The following is a 23,172-nucleotide window of genomic DNA, read 5'->3' on the forward strand; positions in this document are numbered from 1 at the left end:
ATGTTTAACTATGCAATTGATACAGCTAACCCAAATTCATGGTGAGGGGAAATGAAAACCTATCATTTCAAGTAGTTAGCTGGAAGTTACGCCTTAATTTAGGTAATATTGCGCCGCTTTTTAAGCACAGTTCTCGGGGCGGGGTGTAATTCCCCACCGGCGGTAAAGATCTAATCTAAGCCCGCGAGCGCTTTGAATCGCTTTATTTAATATTCAAAGGTCAGCAGATTTGGTGTAATTCCAAAGCCGACGGTTATAGTCCGGATGAGAGAGAATGGTTAGTTTGGGTGTTTATTCAGTGTTATCGCAATAGTTTTGCGTGCCTGATGATTAACAAGCTATTCGTTCACCCTGATTCTTTTGAGGGTTTCTATTATTAATAGAACTCATTTAGTCGTATTTTGAATCAGAGCATAGAACATGAACAATTTTAATCCTGCAACACAAAAAATCGCCTTCATTCATGGGTCATGGCATGAAGACATCGTTTTACAATGCCTTAAAGGGTTTCGCGACACGTTAGTTGAGCGTGGTTATAATGCCGACAATATTGAAGTCATTTCAGTTCCTGGCGCTTATGAAATTCCACTACAAGCTAAATTACTGGCTAATACTGGTAAATTTGCAGCAATCGCAGCAAGTGGTTTGGTCGTAGATGGTGGCATTTATCGTCACGACTTCGTCGCTCAAGCAATTTGTACGGGTTTAATGCAAGTGCAACTGGAAACATTGGTTCCGGTAGTAACGGCCGTATTAACGCCACATCATTTCCAAGAACACTCTGAACATTTGGATTTTTACAGAACGCATTTTGTAAAAAAAGGCAAAGAACTTGGCCATGCTTGTGATCAAGCTATCCAATTAAAAGAAAAAGTCGCGCAATACTAAAATACAATAAGCTTCATAGTGTTACGTGCACCCAGGGGTCGGATCCAATTATTAATGCATGCTTATCCGCAATGCTTAATACCTATTTCTATAGGGCATTCAATTGGGCGTTAAGGAGCAAAGCAAATTTTTTGGATCCGACCCCTGGATTTTTAAGCCCACTATTTTACTAAATTTAAAAGTAGAGAATATATGAGTAAGTCAATTCCATCTTCTGATGATTCAATGACACCTACTCTGACTCATAAGCAAACACAACGCGCTTTTTGCTCTGGTTGTGCGATGTTATCAACTCATTGTTTGTGTGACAGCATTTCTGCTTTGCCAAGTCGAACTCAGCTATTAGTGCTACAACACCCACAAGAAGCCAAGCATCATAAAAACACGGTTAAATTATTAACGCTTAATATCCCTAATACTCAAATTATCGTTGGTGAACAATTTGATCCTAATGACTTCGTACAGTTACAAGGACTTTCGCGAGCTAATACATTTTTATTGTATCCATCTGATCAAAGTATTGAGTTAGAATCTGTGGCTGCTTTGCAAGAACAGCAGGCTTATAAAGTTGCAGAACCTTTAACATTAATTGTGATTGACTCCAGTTGGAAAAAATCCAAAAAAATGTATTTAATTAATCAATGGCTCCACTCATTTCAAAGCTTTCATTTAAAGTTAGATCAATCACCTTCTATTTATCAAATTCGTAAAAAACGCGAAGCACATTTTCGATCTACGTTAGAGGCCAGTGTCATAGCTTTGAATATTTTAGAAGATTATCCGATTGAGCCTTGTTATCAATTACTTGATCGATTCTGTGAATTAAAAATCCAAGACATCAATCAATTTAAAAATAAATGATGTATTTTGTGCACACTGGTGCACTGCACACACAAAACCACAAGATTACTCACCCATTACAGTGCATATTCCTTCCATATAAAAAAGCGTATTGAGTCACAAAAATTAGAGTGGTAAACTCACAACATTCCCGTCTATGACGATTTATTGCTCAACCGTAGCTTCTCAATACAGGCATTTCAAAATGAAAAAACTGCTTCTAGTGAGCACATTATGTGCAACCGCATTTTCAGCTCAATCACAAATATTCACAAACGATAAAGACTTTATCATTGAAGTTGCTGGAGCGGTGACAGCTCATATTATTGATGACACACCTGATGGATCGCCGTTGACGCTAAAAGTGACCGACGCCTATTTTAATTTCAAACCGACGTATACATTAGACAACGACATGGTTGTGTACAGCGATTTAAAATTACAATCCTTTACTAACGGTTCAACTGATTTAAGTGAAGGTTATGTGGGTATCGACTATAACGACTTCTCATTAACCGCAGGAAAACATTCTTACGCCTCTGGTGCATTTGGTATCAGCCGTAGTAAAACCTTTGGCCCTAGCAGTTCGTTAGGTGAAACAAGTGGACAAGAAGTTTTAAAAGTGGCCTACACAAAAGAAAAGTTTAATGCTGCTGTTTCTTACGATTTTGCAGATCACGATACTGATCGCTCATCATTTGATATGTATTTTACAGGTTTGCTTGGGGATTTTGATGCAGCTGGTACATTCCAAGTGCAAAAAGCGAATGCAGCGACAGACACCGTATTTTACTTTGGTTACAGCGCTTATTACACATTAGAAAAATTCTACGTAGGGGGTTCATTCAGCATGGATACAACTACTGATAATAATTTGTCTGTCATCGAATTTGCCAGTGCACTGTCTATTACAGATAAAATCACAGTGGGCGGCGGCGTAGGTCAAATCATTCCTGAAGAAGGGGATGTTGAGCTATTAATCTACGCAAACAGTGAATACGCACTTCATAAAGAAATTACCGCTTACACTGAGGCAGGCATTAGCACTCAAGAATCTGCTGAACTAGGTCTTGCTGTTGGTTTAACTGTAATATTCTAATCTCCAAATTAATTTCAAGACAGACACAATATCTGTCTTGAAATTTTTTCAAGTAAAATAAATCATTTTATTATCATGTCGTAAACAGATTATACTTGGCCTTTCATTTAAAAAAGGCAATTAAAAATGATATTCTGGATCTTCTCCATTTCGCTGTCCTTAGTGACTAGCTCCTTCTTACTTAAAAAAACCTACCTAAAAGAAACCAGTATAGGCTGGTTGTTAGCCATTTGGGCAGTGCCGTTTGCTGGCTCGATAATTTACTTAACCATGGTAATTAGACGTAAAAGTGAAAGACATCAACATAATGAAGCGCCACACGATCATGTCCACAAAAACGAAACCCTAGTTGAATCGGCTCAAATTTTGGAGTCTATTGGTATTACAAATGGTTTTCTTGCATATGATAAATTAGAAGAACACACAGTACTTCGCGATGATGAATTTATTCCAGCGCTATTAAAACAAGTCGAACAAGCTAAGCATTCCATTTTAATTTGTACCTACATATTATCAGGTGATGCAAAAGAAGCGCTCATCACTCGATTATATGAAGCTAATGAACGTGGTGTTGAAATCTACTTATTAGTTGATCGAATTGGCAGTGGTTTATTATTAAGCAGCAAAAATCGAAAAGAATATTTAGGATTGCCATTTAAAACGGTCATCTTTCGTGAATCTCTTTTACATTCATTACTTTATATTGAAAAAAGACTGCATTCTAAATTAGCAATATTTGATGAAACCACAGGAATCATTGGTTCACATAATATTCGCGATGAAACCATTTCCACCTCTAAAAAGTTTGCACGCAATATTTCAGTTTTAGTGAAAGGCAATGTTGTTGAGCAAATGAAATATGCCTTTATTGATTTATACGAAGATGCAACGGGCGAACGTTTTGAAATTCAAAATGAAAGTGACGAGCATCATGGCCACGAAGAAAACGAAGTTTTTGGAAAAAATGCCTGTCCAGCAAGAATTACATTTTCTGATCCGATTGCTCAAGACTTTCAATATAATGATTATTTAAATAGTTTATTTTTTAGCGCACAAAAGAGAATGTACATCTGGATGCCTTATATGATTCCAAGTGATATTCTAAGAACCAGCATCATTAATGCGCATAAAACCGGTGTAGATGTAAAAGTATTAATTCCTGAAATATCTGACTCAAAACTTGTAGATAACGCTCATCAATTAATTTTAAATGAATTAACTGACAATCATGTTCCGTGCGCCGTATCAACGGGAGAATTCGATCACACTAAAATCATTATTATTGATGATGTAGCTGTCATTGGATCTACAAATTTAGATTTAAGAAGTTTATTTAGAAATTACGAAGCAAATATTGAAGTAAACGATGAAAAATTCAGTGATGAAATCAGTGAGTTATTTTTAGAAACATATAACCAAGCTAAACTGGTTGAATGCACAACACCAAAAACAGGAAGAACAATCATAAATCAATTAACCTCCTTAATTGCTAGTTTATATTAATCTAGTTTCTTAAATTAAAAGAGCAGTGAAATAATAATCACTGCTTTTTTTTAACTTTGAATATTATTGATTCGCAAGTGTTGCACCGACTCTAAACTTTGAATCTTGAGTGTCGGACGAATAGTACATAGAAAACTCAGGGTTAATAATAAGGTGCTCATTACGAAATAAATTTAACGAAAATCCAACTGAATAACCCGCTGCATATTGATATTCATCACCTTGCAATTGATTACGCAAATGCAATCCCACCTCCATATTTCTCAAATACATCGCTCTTGTAAATGACTGCCCAATTGCACCCAAATTTACACGATATGCACTATGAGTTTGCAATGAAAATCCGTCGTTTGTAATTTCTGACAATACTAAATCTTGATTAATTAACGTGGTTTGATTGTCATCTAACCATTGCACTTCAATTTTATTATCAAAGGCATGCTTATAACTCAAACCTCTCATAACAAAATCACTTAAATTATAAACTCGTATTGCTCCATCAATATCAATGTCTGTATAAAGCGATTCATGCATAGCAAACTTAGGCCTGATTGCATGAATGGCACTTGAGGATCTTATTGTATAATCAAGTGAAACGTTTAATTTATCATTTTCGTTTTCATCAAATAACAAACCAACTGAAGGCGTGATTGAAATGCCTTTATTATATTGATTAAATTTAAATGGTAACGCTAATGCGGTCTCAAACTGTTTCACTTCGTATTTTGATACAATGTTATTATTAAAATTTAACCCAGAATCAAATCGATAATTAGTTTGTAATTGACCTACTGTCATTTCATTAAAAAAGTCGTAACCCATACTCAAATCGATATTTAATTTTTCAAAAATATCCGACGATTGTATATTTCCAATTAACCCATCTTGACCAAAACTGACACTCCAGGAATGCACATTTATTAGATTTGTAAATCGATTATAATTATTAACTTCAAATGCTTCGAATGGTTCATTTTTAACTTCTTTAATTGGATCAAAAACAAATTCAGTATGTTTGGCAAAGCCAAATTCTATAGGCGGTATTTCATTAGTTGTGATATCTGGAAATTTAAGTTCGACACTTGACAATTGTTGTCCAAAACTTTGGTAATCAGAAAAAACAAGTTGATTAGTTTGTTGATTATAATTTAAATAATATGCACCAAATTTACTTGTAATCAATTCGTACACTTGGTTGTTTATTAAAGAATAAGCAAGCACTTGATCAATACTTGACTGATCCGATGTAAACACTACCCAGTCGTCGATTAATATTGGCGAGCGTATATTTGATGCAGAATTTGTCATTATTTCAGTTAATGTGGTTAAATTTTTATCAACTTTATAAATGCCATTTTTGTCAGAGTTAGTTAATACAAATACTATTTCATTTTGAGTTTGTGACATATCCACAACCAATGAACCTTCTAATAATTCAAACTGATTTTTCTCATTGCCTTGTTTATCAAATTTCACTAATACGCTTTTTCGCGTTGCTGTAAAGCGGTGTGCAAGATAGCCATCTTCTAATTGGATCACTGATGTTAATTTATCATTTTGAGTAATTCGTTTAAACGACTTTGATGATTGTCCACAAAATATATCGCCAGACAATTCATAATTTTTTAATGAATGGGCAATCGTTTCTATCCAACAAAATTCACTTCCGTTATAAGTTATATTTTTGGATTTAGCATTACTCAAATAACCAGATGCAATAGACTTTGGCGCATCCATTACTATGGTTTTTTGATTGTTTTTGATTTCAACGATTCGCTCACCTTGTTGGATATCAATTTGCAACGCATAGATTGAATTGGATTGGGAATAAAAAGGATATAAAGATTGCCAATGATCTTTGGATTGCTCAACTAATGGCTCAATGGGTGTTATATTTAATGTATCAATATGGGTTTGCCATTTTTGCTTTAGAGTATCAAATGTTTCTTGATACAATTGATTCAGATCTTTTCCTGTAAGGATTTGAGTTTGGGCATCAAAGGTAAAGCCAGAAAATCTACCTGTATTTTTTAGGATTTTATCAAATGCCAATTCATCGTAATTTTCATTTATGTGCCCTGTTAAAAAATACCCAAGTACATATCGACTTAAATATGGCACGCGATCAAAATCGGTACCTAACATGCTTCTGTCGTAATTGTATAAACCATTTTCAATTAAATCTGTACGCCACCACAAATCAAAACTTGCTGTTCGACCTCGACCACCATGTGTATATTTGGTTTCAGCTTGAACCGCATCGCCTTCTAAAAACCAATAAGGTACTAATGCACCAACAAACAATGATGATCCATTTTCACCAAACAATGTATAGGCAAGATTCCCCAATGCATTATCATAAACTTGATTAAACTGAACGATGTGTCGACCTTCATGAACCGCTAAAATATCTAGCCATTCGCCATTAGCAAAATTTCCAGGACGGTTATACCAACGAGATACAGAAGGAGCATTTCCCACGTTTCCATTTGATTCATGAGCTAATGAATAAATAATGATATCAATTTTTCTTAATTTCTTATTTTCCAATGGCAAATCTTGAAGACTTAACATTGTATATGCTTCAAGGCGTTGTAATGTTCGTATTGCTTCTGATTCAACATTTTCTTGAAAAATCACTCGAAATTGATCCGACTCAATTTGCTTCCATGCATCGTATGCAATTGACATATAGGACTGACACATTAAAAGGGTAAAAATAAAAAATAGTCGTATAGTTTTCATAAATCGGCTCATAATTTGAAGGCTATTTTGATTGCAATGTATTTTTGAATTAAACACAGCCGGCAAGAAAAGGGAGTTAACTTTTATCCTTGGACATTTTATCCTTTCTTGGACATATTGATTCTTGCGACTGATTCTTGGATAGGCATCATACCGATTGATGAGTCACTAGCCAAATTTAAAATTTGATATATAAAAACTTACAGACATCCGTGTCTATTTTTTATAGTGTAAAACAGTGTTTACGCGACGTGAACTTCATTTTTAATATGATTGTCATGCAGTTGAGTTTGTTCAATGCAACTTAGTAAATGAAACTTTCCAGAAAAATCTTCCGTTAATGCGGTGCAGTTTTCAATCCAATCTCCTGTATTGGCGTACATAAAATCATCACTGATGTCTAAATCTGGATAATGAATGTGTCCACAAATCACACCATCGTAACCACGATGCTTAGCATTTTTAATACATTGTGATTTGTATTCTTCAATGGCTTTTTTTGCGCCACTTACATTTTCTTTAATTTGATACGACAAAGAAAAATAAGGTTTGCCCATCCATTTACGAATTCGATTTGTCCATCTATTCACAAGTAACAATGTTCGATACGCCACTTCGCCAATTATTTTTGTTAGCCACGAGTGTTGCACATAAGCATCCATTGCATCGCCATGCATAATCAATATCGTTTTTCCTTTTACAGTTTGATAATCGTGTTCATGCATGATTTTAATTGGTCCCATATTTTGTCCTGCAAACTTACGAACAGGATCATCATGATTACCAGGAACATAAATCACTTGTGTACCCTGTTCGGCTAATTGATAAAGTAACATTAATATTTCGTAATGTTCTTTAGGCCAAAACAATCGTTTTTTCATTGCCCATAAATCAATAATGTCGCCAACCAAATACAAGGTATCGCATTTCACGTTTTTCAAAAAACTGGCCAAATAATCAACGCGGCAATCCTTAAAGCCTAAATGCACATCTGAAATCCAAACTGTTCGAGCATGTATATGTTGAGTCATGTAAATCCCCTTTTACCAATAATGTTCTAAGTATTTTCTAGTACATTTATGACGGTTTTATGATTGTTTGATGACGGTTTAAAGTCACTTAAAAACCTTTGTACACTTAAAAACCTTTGTAAATAGGGGGGACAAAATAAAAATATTCTTGAAATTTGAATATAACGTTTTATTATTTAACAGCTCTAGATCAACTCTAATTCAACTCTAATTCAACTACATTTTACCGAGTTATCTCGGCGCACTGGATGTCCCAAGTTAGCTCTCCAACTTAGATTCAAGCTTAGTTATAAATCTTCAGCTTGAATTGCATGAATTTTAGATGCATTTTTTTTGCGATTTTCTGCAATCAGGGATAGTCCATATTCATCTAATTCGCTGAGCATTTGATTGTAAATGTCTGCACTGATGATATAAGCAATTGGATCGATTTTATTTAAAATCGCAATCGGTGAGCCATCTGCTTTAGCTAGTAATTCAATGGTTGTTTGTTTTAATTGTGAACGCTCTACTGCTACATCGGCTAATTCATTATTCATGATAACTCCTAATTACATAATTTATTTGATATCGGGATATCCAGTGGCAATGAGTAAGATTTTTTTGGATTTATATTTATTACGATTCTTTTTTATTAAATTGATAACTCAAAATCATCATAAATGATTGATTAGATTCACTCTGGCTACTTTTTGCAAGTAAGTCTGCTTCAAGTTTTTTGGCGCTATAAATTGCTAAGAATGTCCAATTTTTATTAATAGGTTTTAATGCAGTCACACTCCAGCCTGAAGACCAACCGTTTTCTTTTACGCCATATGCAAATTCGTTCATATTGTCGTTACTATAAGTAGCAGTGTATTTTGGCAGGACAAAAAACCAAGGCGTGGGTATAAACGAGCTTGCACCGATGCTGAGTTGAGAATAATCCTTTTTAAAGGACAAGCCTTGGCTGACTTCTAAAAAGGGCACAGCTACAACTAAGCGACGTTTAATTGAGGCATTGGCTAGAAATAATAATTTACTATTTTGCTTGGCATCTTCACCCAAAGTCCAATTGGTGGAAGCGCTTGTCTCAAAATCGTAAAATTTTTCGGGTGTGTAGCTTGCTGATTGTGCATTGGCTTTAAATCCACCTTTTTCGAAACCAGGCGAAGGCACCAATAACATTTTTTCAGTTGAGGCGTTATACAGATAAAAAGCAGATGCCGACCAAGTTGAAAGGGCAGTTGGTGCAAATTCATCTTCCTGTGACATGTCTGTTGTTTGCTTTGTTTTGTCGTTTAACTGCACTTCCAATATTGAATTATCCTGAGAAACTACAATCTGGCTCTGTACTGGAAGTGTCTCGACTTCAGTTAAGTCCTGTTGTTCGGCCAAAGAAGCAAAGGGTAAAACAGATAGACAAAATGTGGTGCATAAATATTTCATATTGAATTTCATAGTTAATAAGTGTGTATTGAAAGGTGTATACGGCGTTTTATTTGATTTAGATCAGTTTTGATGTATTTAGCAATATTCCCAGACCCATATCATCGCTGTTATCGGTCTGGGAAAATTTTGCATTTATTGACTATTATTTGTCCGCAAAACGGTCGGCATTCATCACTTTTGTCCAAGCTGTAACAAAGTCATTAACAAACTTTAGTTGTGAGTCATGACAAGCATACACTTCAGCGATGGCGCGAAGCTGAGAGTTTGAAGCAAATAATAAATCCACTCTTGTCGCGCTCCACTTTTTAGTGCCCGTTTTACGCTCTAACCCGTTAAATAATTCAGCTTCTTTATCAGCAGGCTCCCATTTATAGTCCATGCTAAGTAAGTTAACAAACACTTCATTACTTAATACACCTGGATTTTGGGTGAGTACACCATGTTGAGAATCAAAGTTGCAATTTAATGCTCGTAACCCACCCACTAACACGGTCATTTGCGGCGCACTTAATGTTAATAATTGTGCTTTGTCTATTAACATTTCTTCAACTGAAATAGTGTAAGATTTCTGACTGTAGTTTCTAAACCCATCCACAACAGGCTCTAGAACAGCAAACGATTCAATATCCGTCTGCTCTTGTAATGCATCCACACGACCTACTGTAAATGGCACATCTACATTAACCCCGGCCTTTTTAGCCGCCGCTTGAATCGCAACATTCCCTCCTAATACGATCAAATCCGCTATCGAAATGGATTGGTTAGTTGAGCTGTTTTGAGTAAATTCCTCAGCAATGCGTTGATACGTTTCAAGTACGCTTGCCAATTGTTTGGGTTTATTCACTTCCCAATCTTTCATTGGACTTAAGCGAATACGTGCACCATTTGCACCCCCACGGGCATCTGAGCCTCTAAATGTAGATGCAGATGACCATGCTGTATATATCAATGCTTCGTGGCTTACACCACTGTTTAATATTTGGTCTGAAAGGTTAGCAATGTCATTTTCATCGGCCAAAGCATAGGCCGCTTCTGGCAAAGGATCTTGCCAAATCAAATCGTCAGATGGGACTTCGGCTCCTAAATAACGAGCTTTTGGTCCCATATCTCGATGAGTTAATTTAAACCAAGCTTGAGCAAATGCTTGGGCGAACTCTTCGGGGTTTTGATGAAAATGCTCAGATATTTTTCGGTATTCTGGATCCATTTTCATAGCCATATCCGCTGTGGACATCATTAAGCCCAGCTTTTTATGACTGTCTTGCGCATCTGGCGCATGATCTTTATCGGCTAAATCAATTGCTCGCCATTGCTGTGCACCGGCTGGGCTTTTGTGTAGCTCCCAATCGTAGCCCAATAAAACATCAAAATAACTCATATCCCATTTAGTGGGTGTTGGCGTCCAGGCACCTTCTAAGCCACTTGTAATACTGTCGGAACCTTTGCCGCTTTTGTACGTATTTTTCCAGCCAAGTCCCGTTTCTTCTAATGGAGCACGCTCTGGCTCAGGACCTAAATTAGAGTCAGGTGCCGCACCATGTGTTTTGCCAAATGTGTGGCCACCTGCTGTTAATGCAACAGTTTCATAATCGTTCATCGCCATTCGAGCAAACGTTTCACGTATATCTTTTGCTGACGCTAATGGATCTGGCTTACCATCTGGGCCTTCTGGGTTGACGTAAATAAGCCCCATTTGTACCGCAGCAAGCGGCGTTTCTAGTTCTCGCTCACCACGATAACGCTCATTGTCGAGCCATTTTTTTTCAGCTCCCCAATAAATATCTTCCTCAGGCTCCCATATATCTACACGTCCACCACCAAATCCATAGGTTTTAAGCCCCATAGATTCTAATGCCACATTACCTGTCAAAATAAACAAATCGGCCCAGGATAATGCCTGCCCATATTTTTGTTTAATCGGCCAAATTAAGCGACGAGCTTTATCTAAATTGCCATTATCTGGCCAGCTATTAAGTGGCGCGAAACGCTGGTTGCCTGTGCTTGCTCCGCCACGCCCATCTCCATCTCGATAAGTACCAGCTGCATGCCAGGCCATTCGAATCATAAACGGTCCATAATGCCCAAAGTCAGCAGGCCACCAATCTTGAGAGTCCGTTAACATCATTTTTATATCTTGTTTAACTTGAGCTAAATCCAATGCATTAAATGCTTTAGCATAATCAAAGTCGACACCCATTGGATTCGACTTTGTGTCATTTTGATGCAGAATTTTAAGATTTAATTGATTTGGCCACCAATCTACATTCTTAGTACCTCGCCCCCCAACGGTTGTATTTCCACCATGCATAACTGGGCACTTGCCTTGCGATTCACTCATATTTGTCTCCAATGTGGTTAAATTCAAAATAGTTAAATTCAAAATAGTTAAATTCAATGTCGTTACATTTAACCTAGGGTCAGATCCAAACATGATTTTGATAAACAAGCATTGCATTTATCAAAAGTGGATCTGACCCCAAGCTTTCTTACTGATTGATATATAAATTGTTTAATAATTAATGTACTCGATCAGAATAGGGGTATTTACCACAAAGAAACAGCAAGTTATTTAGAAGTACTGATTCTATTTTTTAGAACAACAAATAAAGTACGATCTATTTTATATACAACTCATATATATCGTTTAATGTTTATCATGAATCAATTAAGGCAACATAAATGCTCTTAGAAATAAAAAGAGAAAACCCTTTAGCCTGGGGTCGGATCCAAAAATAAACAGGGGTCGGATCCAAAAAAATTCAGCGAAACAATTAAACGAGTTAATTAAAAATGGATCCGACCCCTGGGTTACCTGGGTTAAAAAATGGATCCGACCCCTGGATTGCGCACCTTGGATTATTGGTTGGTTACAAAAAATGTTTTTTTCATTGAGTGTGAATGTAGATAATTTATTCACTTCGACATAAAATGCGGCCACATTTAAAAAACTTGGAATTATCATGAAATTCACTTTAGGAATATCAGCTATTTTATTTTCGCTCTTTGTTGTTGGGTGTGGTGAAAATATTAAACTTAACGGGATGGTTTCTGGATTATCATCCGGCGAATTTACCATTCAAATTGATGGCACAACGCAATTTGGCGAAGAGTCTGATCAGTTAACGCTTTCAGCAAATGCGCCATTTGTGTCAAACCTAATGTTTGTTGAAGATACGGACTATTTTGTTCAAATTACCTCTCAACCTGAAGGATTGACCTGTGTATTGGTAAACTCAACCGGATCCGTCTCTAGCGATGCTTCAATTGATATTACTTGTGATGATCCTAGTGAAGTGGTTGAAATTGAAGTGATTGAACTAAAAGGTATAGTTTTAAATTTAAAAGAAGATTTGCAAATCGTTAACACTAAAAATGGCGAAATAGTTAACGTTCTTTCTGGTGATGAGACGTTCACCTTTACTGAAGAAGTCAGCAATGCAGATGGCTACGAAATTGAAATTGTAGATGGTGATTATGATCAAATTTGTGAAGTTGAAAATGGCGTTGCTACATTGGAAAATAACAATGACATTATTATTCGCTGTAATTTACCTTTTATTAGCTTATCTCCAATTGGGTCAAGTTTTTTATATTACCCTGAAGATGAGATCAAACACGTAAGTGAGTTGGGTTATATTGAATTTATAGGTCGTGCAATGGTTGATGATGTTATTTCATATAACGATTTACAAAAAGATAATTTTCTTCTAAAAGAAAATGGCAATGAAATTTCAGAAACTGAAAGTTACCCACAGTTGAGTCCTTTGAATTATTATGATTTCTATTACTCATTAGTGATTTTGATCGATACAAGTACCAGTATGTCTGAAGATGCATTAGAAAAATCAAGAGAAGCTGCTCGTGCTTTAATTCAAGATGAAAATGGTATGAGTCGAATTCATCCTAATCAAGAAGTATATATTGTCACTTTTGATGATAACGTTCATCCAGAAACTGTTCGCGGTTCAAGTGATTTGGCCACATTAAACGCTCAAATAGACGCCATCACTAATACATCAAACAGCAGCTCTATGAATTGCCCTCTGTCTCAAGCATCTACTCTTTGGTCTGAAGACTTTGTACAAACTGATGTTGATGTGGTTGAAAGAACCCATAATGGCTTTTTAAGTTATGGCTCACTTGTGATTATTTCAGACGGGATTGATACATCAGGTACAAGCCAATCTAAATGTTTAGGTCTTAAATATAACGAAGAATCAAATTCAATAATATTGGCTGAAATTGACCGATCTACAGAAGAATACGAGAAATGGAATAAACTATTTGGATATGACCGTTTAAAGCAATATCGCAATGTCTTTGTTTTATCTAACGGTGAAGAATATGAATCAAATGATTTTTTTGAGACGATTGCCCAAGAGCATAATATTTTCACAGTTGATTTAAAAGAAGGAGTGATAGATCGTATTTACCAAGACATTAAACAAATAGACGATAATGAATTTGGTTTATTTTATTACTCTTATATTTCTCCAAATCGCTCATCTGCAGAATTAAAAAGTAATATTTCCATTAAATTCACTAGTGATTCTGGATCTTATTCTTACCTAGAAGCCAGTGGAATCAAAACTGATTTATTCAGAAGCTACTTACCAGAGACTGGGTTTGGTGATGCACTTGAATATGAAAAACTAGAGACAGAAGAAGCAGCCGAGCCAGATGCAGAGCCCGCCGCTTAATTTATTTTGCTAATCATAAAAAACCGCTATCCATTAGCGGTTTTTTTATACCTCAAAAATCTATTTTCCCTTTCTTCCCTTTTTTCCCTTTCAAACAGCCTCAATTCATACAATTATCATAATAAGTCGTCGTAGCTGGCCAGTCGCTAAACATTCCTACGATGCCTACCTGTTTTGCCAAAACATCCAACACCATAAACATATCGCCTTCGTGATTCACAGAATCGTTTATTGTTTGGTAATACCATCCGCCGTGATTTTTTAATAATCCTGAGCGCTCCAATGTCCATGTGATTAGCTTTATGCCAGCGGCATTAGCGGCTTTTGCGTATTGAGATGGCACAACATTATTGCTGCTATCTAACTCCAAAAGCGTAAACATAGGCGGTGCAATGTAATGAATACCTTCAGCTTTGTATGCGGCCATATTATTAATTTGCGATTGATAGGCTGTTATATCTAACGCCTCTTTTGCATCATCTTTATACACTACATCATCCAACCAGACCGTTTGTTTGGCAAATTCTGGATAGTGTTTAATCCAATAACGCACGTCTTCAATATCAAACGATTGTGGATAAACCTGCTTTGGATCCACCCCCAGTGCGATGTATTCTTCGAGCATTTTTTTAGCATACTGTTGCTGACTAAAGTTTGTATTAAACGGCATCAATACACTTGCGGATTTTAACTCAGGGGTCATTTTTACGTTAAGTTGTTTGAACAATTCAATGGATTCTTTATGTGTCATTACGGTGCCGGTACCTGAGTATAAGTCAGTACGCCAATTTGCAGTGCCTTGCATAAATTCTTCAACAGAGGTAGCACTTAAGTTCGAAGCATCCATTTTGCCTTCTAACATTTTAAATTCTTCAAGCGTGATATCTGAGGTGCAACATTGCGCTGTAGCCGATTTAATTAATGCGCCTGTTTCTGCATTAAATACCGCAGGCGCAAAAGGCACTGAGCATTTTTTTGCTAATTCTGGGATCAATAATATATTGGTTGTGGTTGCTAAATCGCATTGTGAATGCCTGCAAACTAATGCTTCATCTTTAGTGAAAGTCACATCACACTCAATAATGCCCGCCCCCATATTAGCTGCCGCCATATACGACTCTCGAGTATGCTCAGGAAACTGCATAGGGGCACCACGATGGCCTATTGAAAATGTGGAGGGTTTCATTTTTTTGTTTGAACATGCCAGTAATTTAGTTTTTAGTTCAGACGCGTCCATTTGATCAATTAAATAAAAGGGTCTTGGGCCAAGTGAAATATTTTTTATAGGTTTCACTGTTTCTATTTGATTCAAATTGGCAGCTTGAGCGCTGTGAATGGCTGTTGTAAACGCCAAACAAGAAAGAATGATGAGATGTTTCATTGAAAACGTCATTATGAATTACCGTGGTTATTTAAGGAGCACGGGATTCTAAAGAGTCTATAAGGCTTTTTTATTAATGAATTGTGATCGTTTTAAGGCAACTTTGTGACAGTTATAAGTCTGCACCAAAACAAAAAAAGGCCGCAAGTGCTGCCTTTTTTGCTTTGATTGATTGTAGTTGTTTTTGTAGTTGTATTTGTATTTGTATTTGTGGTTCAAGTTCTAGTTGTGTTTTTAGAATTAATCTAGTTTTTCAATTTCAGCTCATACAAATCCGTACGGCGATCTTTTAAGTTTCGCACCGAACCTTCGCTGTGTAGAATTTTAAGTTTTGATAAATCCAAATCCGCAAACAAAAGCATTTCAGTATTTGGGGTGGCCTCTGCTAATACTGCATCTTGTGGAAAGTATAAATCCGAAGGAGTGAATACAGCAGATTGAGAATACTGCACATCCAAACTTTCTACCTGTGGTAAGTTACCCACACTGCCTGCAATCACCACATAACATTCGTTTTCAATCGCTCTTGCCTGGGCGCAATACCTAACACGTAAATAGCTGTTTTTTGTGTCTGTCCAAAATGGTACAAACAATATTTCGATATTTTGTTCCGCCATAAAACGAGAAAGTTCAGGAAATTCAACATCGTAACAAATCAAAATACCAATCTTTCCTGCGTCGGTTTGGAACACACTGACTTTGTCGCCACCTTGAATCACCCAATCTGTTTTTTCGTGTGGGGTAATATGAATTTTGCGCTGTTCGTCGATTTCACCACTGCGATGACAAAGATAAGAAACATTATAAATGATGCCATCTTCTTCTAATGGCATCGATCCTGTAATGATATTGGCGTTATATTCTACTGCTAATCTAGCAATTTGATCTTTTATTTTGGGGGTGTATTCCGCTAAATAACGTATGGCTTCGGTTTGATTTTTTTGCTCGATCAATCCCATTAATGGCGCATTAAAAAACTCAGGAAACAAAATAAAGTCACTTTGATAATCTGATACTGTATCCACAAAATACTCTATTTGTTTCATCATTTCTTCGGCACTTTCAATGGCGCGCATTTGCCACTGTACTGCACCCACACGAACGATATTTTTACTGACTTCAATGACTCGATCATCCGGTTCAAACAGAATATTGTTCCACTCCAATAATGTGGCGTAGCCTTCTGATTGCTCATCTTCTGGCAAATATTTTTTTAACAAGCGCTTTACTTGGAAGTCATTGGCTAGTTGAAATGACAATATAGGATCGTAAATTTGCTTTTGATCCACCTGCTCAATATATTGTGCAGGGTTTAAATCAGGGTATTTATAAAAATTTGGGATCCGACCCCCGGCTAAAATTGCGCGCAGGTTGTATTGGCGACACAATTCTTTGCGCGCATCGTATAGGCGGCGCCCTAATCGCATTCCGCGATAATCACCACTGATCACCACATCTAACCCGTAAAGCGCATCACCATTTGGATCGTGATTAACAATATTGTTTGTATCCACAATATCTTCGTAGGTATGAGGGTTGGAAAAACGTTGATACGTCACCTGAATACTTAAAGCAATGCCCACTAATTGGTCACCATCCCAAATACCTATTTGTCCTTCTTCAAATTCAGTAATTAAATATTTAATGGTATGCATTGGCCATGCGCCGCCTAAATCTGCGTAGACTTTATCCATAAGGCGTTTAATCTGGTCGTATTGATCAATATGTAAATTGGAAATACTTAAAAGGGGTTGTTGCGAAGCCATGATAGGTGCTCTAAAAATTTGAATGAATAAACTGAGCATAATGATTTGTTTAAATGTGAGCAAGATAGTTTTATGTTTTTCAAAATTGAGCTCAATTAAACGTCAACATTCAATATAACCACCATAAACACTGAGCTAAGACTCAAGCTCATTCATTTTTTTGAGATTTTTTTACATAATTTTAAAAAAAACATTAATTGTTGCATTCAAATATTACAAATTTATGAAATCCTTTTGTGGTAATTTGAATTTAATTTAAAGACAATAGCGCGCTTTAATTTGTGCCTTAATTTTTAAGGGGCAAAATCATTCTTAAACTACCTCCCATTAAGAGGAATACACATGTCAAACCCTGAGAACAAACCTAGCAGTTTGGAAAACATTCATTGGAGCCTGCGTTACGGATTATGTGCGGCATTTTTATTAGGGATTTTTCTATATGTACTTTTCATTGTTGGTGCAAGTAGTTACTTACTTATTTTTGCAGCCTTAGCTGGCGGTTACATGGCGATCAATATTGGCGCAAACGATGTGGCCAATAATGTGGGTCCGGCTGTAGGTTCTGGGGCGATTACTTTAGTAGCTGCTGTTGGATTAGCCGCTGTATGTGAAGCCGCCGGTGCTTTGATTGCAGGTGGTGATGTTGTATCAACCATTAAAAAAGGCATCATTGACCCAAGTGTGATTTCAGATACACGTGAATACATCTGGTTAATGGCTGGGGCGTTATTAGCAGGCGCTTTATGGCTTAATTTTGCAACTTGGATGGGTGCACCTGTATCAACGACTCACTCAATTGTAGGTGGCGTATTAGGTGCGGGTATTGCAGCTGGTGGTTTAGGCATTGCTGATTGGGGCGTAATGAGTCAAATTGTAGCAAGTTGGATAATCTCTCCTGCATTAGGCGGTTTGATTGCGGCGGGCACATTAGCGTTAATCAAACAAACGATTATGTATCGTGAAGACAAAGTGGGTGCGGCTAAAAATTTCGTACCGATCTTCATCTCAGTTATGGCGTTTGCATTTTCAGTTTATCTAGTATTAAAAGGCATCAAAAAAATCTGGGAAGCCGAGCTTTGGGAAGCAGGTTTAGTCGGTTTAGTCATTGCGATCATCATCTTTATCATTAGCAAGCGTGCGATTATCAAACAGTCCGTTACCATGGAAAACACTCGTTTTAGTGTAAACAATTTGTTTACTATCCCATTAATCTTTGCCGCGGGATTGTTAAGTTTTGCTCATGGTGCAAACGATGTAGCAAATGCAGTGGGTCCATTAGCAGCGATTGTTGATGCATTCAACTCAGCAGAAATTCATTCAAAAGCGGCGATTCCATTATGGGTAATGATCATTGGTGCGCTTGGTTTAGCTGTAGGTCTTGCATTGTTTGGTCCTAAATTAATCAAAACCGTTGGCGGCGAAATTACTGAATTAGATAAGTCCCGTGCGTTTTGTATTGCATTAGCAGCAGCAGTTACCGTAATTATTGCTTCACAATTAGGTTTACCAGTAAGTTCGACTCATATTGCTTTGGGTGGTGTGTTTGGTGTGGGTTTCTTACGTGAATTCTTAAAAACAGAATACGCAACACAAATGCACGAATTAATTGAAAGCCGTGAAGGTGCTGAGCGTGCTGAATTACAAAAATACTTAGATGATTTTCGTGATGCTCCAGCAGATGATATGCGTGAAATGATTAAGAAAAGCAGTACGAATCAGCTTGTGACCAAAATCAATAAGAAAGAACGCAAGGTTCTAAAAAAAGCTTACAAACACGAGCTTGTTAAACGTAATCACCTATACAAAATCATCGCAGCATGGATCATTACGGTTCCAGTTTCAGGTTTATTAGCGGCAATGATGTACTTTGTTTTACGCGGTATATTTATTTAAGTTTAATATCTTCATCCTTGTGCAAGCAGGGATTCAAACGCAAACAACAGATCCTCAATTGGTTAGTCAATTGGGGATTTTTTTTGCCTGAAAACATCATCTTGGCGGATTGCCCCTTTATAGTAACTAGCATTCTATTTGTTAGTTTTGTTCGACTAAAACCCAATTTACAAAACATCCACAGCCCAATAAAATTAACCACTCTCGCCAAATATCCTCTAAAGGTTTTACACATTTTGCCGATATAATAATTAACGGCGTTAATTTTTATTAAATTATGAATATCAATTCCACATCCATTCAATCAGCACAGCCAATCACACAGTTTTCTAATAATTTGTCTGATTTCAGCCTTAAGCAATCTATTACTAACGCCGCTGACCAGTCACCAGAAGGCGTCTCTGCATCAGCCACATTATCCATCACAGGTACTCTCAACTCATACCACGAACCTATCCCTATTTCTTTTGAGTCCTTTACAAGCTCCAGTGAAGCGACAGACACCACCCAATCCTTAAGCCAAGCTTTGCGCTTTTCTAACGACAGTTTTAACAGCAGTAGCAACCCATTATTAAATGTCACAAATCGTTTTTCAGAGTTTTTAAACAATTCTGGCGAATCGCAAAAAGAAGACATTCGTAGCTATTCAACCTATACCACCGACGGCACAACCAACAAACCCGACATGGAAGGGTTTAAAGATCGAAAAACCGACACGTTGCAAAAAATGCAGTTTTCGCTGACCACCAAAGACGGCGACACCATTACTTTTAATATTCGTCATTATGCAGGCGATGGCAGTAACTTAGCGTATCAAAAAGACAATCCAGATCAATCGCTTGTGCAAGCAGGATTCAGCGGTATTGAAATGGATTTTTCAGTTAACGGCGATTTGTCCGAACAAGAAATAGAAGAACTACCAAAATTTGCGAGCAATTTAAATCAATTCAGTAACGATTTATTAAAAATGGGAAAGATGGATTTAGAAACATTAGGCTTGTCTGATTTGTCGTTAATTTCAAAAGCGGCAATTAACATTGAAGGAAAAAACGCAGAGGTTAAATTTGAATTTATTAATACCGACGAACAACGCAGCTTAAGTGTTAATTTTGAAGGTAACTCAGCCAAAATAGATATTGATAAAACAGGACAGTTAATAAACGCAAGCACCGAAACAAAACAACAAGCCTTATTGCATTATTTATCCATGATGGAAGAAAATGGACGTGACGCTGACGCCAGTAAATTACAACGCGATCTTGCTGCTGACGTGTTTAGCATTGCAATGAAAGATAACTCATCAACAACAAACGAAATGGAAGTGTCACCTGATTTATTTAAACCCAAACACAAAGAACAAGAAGCGCGCGCGTTTATTGCACTGCCTGATTTTGACTTTGAATTTAACTCCCCAAAGGCTCAATTAAATGTAACAGAACACCCTGAAGAAATGGCAGGTTATGATTTAAGCTTATCGTTAAATAGCGAACAGCGCATACTTAACGATGTGGTCACCACCACACAAAAACAATCCTTTGAATTAACCGGCGGCAAATATGATCCGTTACCGCATTTAGAAAAAGTCGATCTTAAATACGGTAATTATGAATACACAAGTTTTGATATAAAATCTGAAAAAGTCATTGAAATAAGTAGTGATAAAATTGAATTATTATCTGCGGTAATGACTGAATCTTTCGAGTCGGATGTACACAAAAAAACCTACAGCGAAAAAGATTTAATTGATGAAGAGCATCAAAAAGAAGCCACTGCTGATTTCCAAGACATCAAACAAAAACTAGCAGCAGTTGAGAATTATTCTAATAAAGACATTATTGATTTAACTTTATTGGAAGTGGGCAGCTGGGAAATATAATTTAATTTAACGATATTGAAAATAGAAGATGGGGATAAGTAATATTTAATTAAAACACTATAATAGAATTCAACGTCCTTGTGAATTCATATACATATAATTAAAAAACAGCTTTGATACCTAATCCAATTTCAGGATTGTAAAAAGGGAAACCTACTTTTGTTAAAATTCTAAGCTGAATATTAGGTGTATAATATTCACCTAAACTAACAGCATAGGAAATATCAGATAATTCAAAATCAGTCTCATAATATCTGCGCATTAATAATGCTATATTAGTAACTATATTTGGAGTTCTCGGTGTAATTATTCGATAACCAGCGCCAACTTCATAACCGCTATTTTCTGCATGTAAAAATTCAATTGATTCGGATTCAACTGCCAAGGCTGCTTGCAATACTTCAAAATAAGCATATAAATCGATTACATCGTCTTCTTGTAATAATGTTGTTCTAATACCCGCACCATAAGAGTAGACTTTCGTTTTAAAATCAAAACCAGAATTTTTAAGATTTCGGCTATCATAACCAGCAATAAGGTACAGATTATTTATCAATAAATAATTTGCCTTCACATTGTATCCAAGCTCAACGCCATCTACATCTTCATATATTTTAAGAAAACCATCTAACTCAACAGATCTGTATTCATTATCCATATCAAGGTTTACTTGAGCTGAAATAGCATTAAACGAAAGCAAGATAAATACAGGTACGGATAAAATTATTTTTAATAATGTCATAATTAAAATAAACCATTGGTTAAGTAAGTGGAGGTTATAAAAAGGGAAAACAGAGGAGAATAAAAAAATAAAAATGACTAACACCAAGCAATGTACTTGATCTTAGTCATAAATAACTAAATTACATTACTTCGTAAGAAACCAAGTTCCCTGTTACTGAAGCAGAATCGCCTTCAACAACAAAAGATTCAAATAAATACTTAGATACCATCATACCAATAATACCAAAGTATAAACCCGCGCCTTTGTTTTTCATATTACATGAAAAATATCTTGTTTCACCTGCTTCCAATGTAATTATAGAAGGGGTGTAAAGAATTTTATTTTGCTTTTCAGATGTACAGGTTAATTCATATTCACCTGGAGCCGTATCCACTACAAAATATTCATCTCTAGCTGTTGAACCTATTACTTTATCGCTCAACAAAACTGGACCAACCTGATAAACACTTTTTAATTTGAATTTTTTATACTTACCTGAACTCATATAAATTCTGGTTTTGTCTGCATCTAATGCAGGGACTTCAATTTGTAAGACTTCTCTTGCGGCTGGCATACTTACACAGCTTGCAAGAATTAAAGAGGTCATTAAGATAAGCGCGATTTTCAATTTCATTTTTATTCCAATAATTAAGATAACTTCATCCATTTATATCAATTTATAAATGCTACATGACACATAGGGTGCCATTTCGCGGGGGATTATATTTATCTTTCGAGCAGATTACAATTTTTCCTTTTTTAAATAAATCTACGCATAATTGTTAGATAATGTTGTTTTTTGTTATTTAGCAAAAAACATAAAATGCAATTCCTGTACATTCATTTTTAATCCCCATTTTTAACCCCGACACTCACTCGGGCCCATCCCTTCTTTTTTGCTTAAACACCTTTAAAAAACTCAACCCACTTGCATACCCAATTGCACTGCAATCACATCTAAGGCCCAGCTGGTTTCACTTAATATTATTTCTGCGCAATTCATCCTTAATTGAACATCTCAAAACACATCTCAAAACAGACACCCACTTTTGCTTTTTGAAAACGATCAATCCTGTAGGTTTCGGATTCATTCGAAAAAACTAACCCAATCATTCAAAAAACAGAATTTGTAAAAACCTCACAATGAATCCCGAGCCTACAATGCAAAAAATGATCAATCTGTAGGTGTGTAATTCATTGCGCAAATATCTTGTCCATCACTTTAAATACAAATGCCTGCTCTATAAAAGGAAAAGCATAATTACACTGCTTTTTGATTCATTAAATACTCATGA

General features: G+C 36.2%; 16 protein-coding genes and 1 riboswitch. Of the genes, 7 read left to right on the top strand and 9 right to left on the bottom strand.

The annotated features are described in order from the left end of the window. The first annotated feature begins 125 nt into the window (after positions 1-125). A riboswitch (FMN riboswitch) is annotated at positions 126-280 on the top strand. 140 nt (positions 281-420) lie between these two features. From TYM08_RS00485 to TYM08_RS00500, 4 genes are all read left to right on the top strand, one after another. Then, positions 421-888 (top strand): 6,7-dimethyl-8-ribityllumazine synthase, encoded by a 468-nt coding sequence (locus tag TYM08_RS00485; protein ID WP_422381010.1) that lies wholly within the window; start codon positions 421-423, stop codon positions 886-888. Positions 889-1,080: 192 nt separating this feature from the next. Further along, entirely contained in the window at positions 1,081-1,749 is a 669-nt protein-coding gene (locus TYM08_RS00490; protein WP_422381011.1) for a tRNA-uridine aminocarboxypropyltransferase, read from the top strand. Between the two features lie 184 nt (positions 1,750-1,933). Further along, entirely contained in the window at positions 1,934-2,827 is an 894-nt protein-coding gene (locus TYM08_RS00495) for a hypothetical protein (protein WP_422381012.1), read from the top strand. 126 nt (positions 2,828-2,953) lie between these two features. After that, the gene (locus TYM08_RS00500; protein ID WP_422381013.1) at positions 2,954-4,330 is read left to right on the top strand and encodes a phospholipase D-like domain-containing protein; all 1,377 of its coding nucleotides are present in this window, start codon (positions 2,954-2,956) and stop codon (positions 4,328-4,330) included. Positions 4,331-4,393: 63 nt separating this feature from the next. Here the strand turns inward: TYM08_RS00500 and TYM08_RS00505 are convergent, their stop codons facing one another. The 5 genes from TYM08_RS00505 to katG all read right to left on the bottom strand — a co-directional run bounded on the left by TYM08_RS00505 (position 4,394) and on the right by katG (position 11,875). Beyond that, a complete protein-coding gene (locus TYM08_RS00505) occupies positions 4,394-7,075 on the bottom strand; it encodes a hypothetical protein (protein WP_422381014.1) in 2,682 nt (893 codons plus the stop codon). A 242-nt stretch (positions 7,076-7,317) separates the two neighbouring features. Then, positions 7,318-8,106, bottom strand: coding sequence for a UDP-2,3-diacylglucosamine diphosphatase (locus tag TYM08_RS00510; protein ID WP_422381015.1), 789 nt, complete (start codon positions 8,104-8,106; stop codon positions 7,318-7,320). A gap of 287 nt (positions 8,107-8,393) precedes the next feature. Next, positions 8,394-8,645: a hypothetical protein gene (locus tag TYM08_RS00515; RefSeq protein ID WP_422381016.1), complete on the bottom strand. Its 252-nt coding sequence runs from the start codon at positions 8,643-8,645 to the stop codon at positions 8,394-8,396. A gap of 79 nt (positions 8,646-8,724) precedes the next feature. After that, entirely contained in the window at positions 8,725-9,534 is an 810-nt protein-coding gene (locus tag TYM08_RS00520) for a hypothetical protein (RefSeq protein ID WP_422381017.1), read from the bottom strand. Between the two features lie 145 nt (positions 9,535-9,679). Continuing rightward, positions 9,680-11,875: a catalase/peroxidase HPI gene (gene katG, locus TYM08_RS00525; protein WP_422381018.1), complete on the bottom strand. Its 2,196-nt coding sequence runs from the start codon at positions 11,873-11,875 to the stop codon at positions 9,680-9,682. Positions 11,876-12,497: 622 nt separating this feature from the next. Between katG and TYM08_RS00530 the strand changes: the two genes are divergently transcribed. Further along, positions 12,498-14,237 carry a vWA domain-containing protein gene (locus tag TYM08_RS00530; protein ID WP_422381019.1) on the top strand — a complete coding sequence of 580 codons (1,740 nt, stop codon included), beginning with the start codon at positions 12,498-12,500 and terminating at the stop codon, positions 14,235-14,237. A gap of 100 nt (positions 14,238-14,337) precedes the next feature. Here the strand turns inward: TYM08_RS00530 and TYM08_RS00535 are convergent, their stop codons facing one another. Next, complete coding sequence (locus TYM08_RS00535) at positions 14,338-15,618, bottom strand: glycerophosphodiester phosphodiesterase family protein (RefSeq protein ID WP_422381020.1); 1,281 nt, start codon at positions 15,616-15,618, stop codon at positions 14,338-14,340. Between the two features lie 245 nt (positions 15,619-15,863). Next, positions 15,864-17,384, bottom strand: coding sequence for a carbon-nitrogen hydrolase family protein (locus TYM08_RS00540; protein WP_422381021.1), 1,521 nt, complete (start codon positions 17,382-17,384; stop codon positions 15,864-15,866). 342 nt (positions 17,385-17,726) lie between these two features. On the opposite strand from TYM08_RS00540, the gene TYM08_RS00545 reads away from it, so the two are divergent. Both TYM08_RS00545 and TYM08_RS00550 read left to right on the top strand, forming a co-directional pair. Then, positions 17,727-19,277, top strand: coding sequence for an inorganic phosphate transporter (locus TYM08_RS00545; RefSeq protein ID WP_422381022.1), 1,551 nt, complete (start codon positions 17,727-17,729; stop codon positions 19,275-19,277). 277 nt (positions 19,278-19,554) lie between these two features. Next, positions 19,555-21,153: a hypothetical protein gene (locus TYM08_RS00550; RefSeq protein WP_422381023.1), complete on the top strand. Its 1,599-nt coding sequence runs from the start codon at positions 19,555-19,557 to the stop codon at positions 21,151-21,153. Between the two features lie 100 nt (positions 21,154-21,253). On the opposite strand, the gene TYM08_RS00555 is transcribed toward TYM08_RS00550, so the two are convergent. Further along, a complete protein-coding gene (locus TYM08_RS00555; RefSeq protein ID WP_422381024.1) occupies positions 21,254-21,895 on the bottom strand; it encodes a hypothetical protein in 642 nt (213 codons plus the stop codon). A gap of 121 nt (positions 21,896-22,016) precedes the next feature. Continuing rightward, on the bottom strand, positions 22,017-22,511 hold the full coding sequence (locus TYM08_RS00560) for a DUF2846 domain-containing protein (protein ID WP_422381025.1): 495 nt from the start codon (positions 22,509-22,511) through the stop codon (positions 22,017-22,019). Between the last annotated feature and the right edge of the window lie 661 nt (positions 22,512-23,172).

The sequence above is a fragment of the Marinicellulosiphila megalodicopiae genome (assembly GCF_045862395.1).
Lineage (GTDB): Bacteria > Pseudomonadota > Gammaproteobacteria > Pseudomonadales > Natronospirillaceae > Marinicellulosiphila > Marinicellulosiphila megalodicopiae.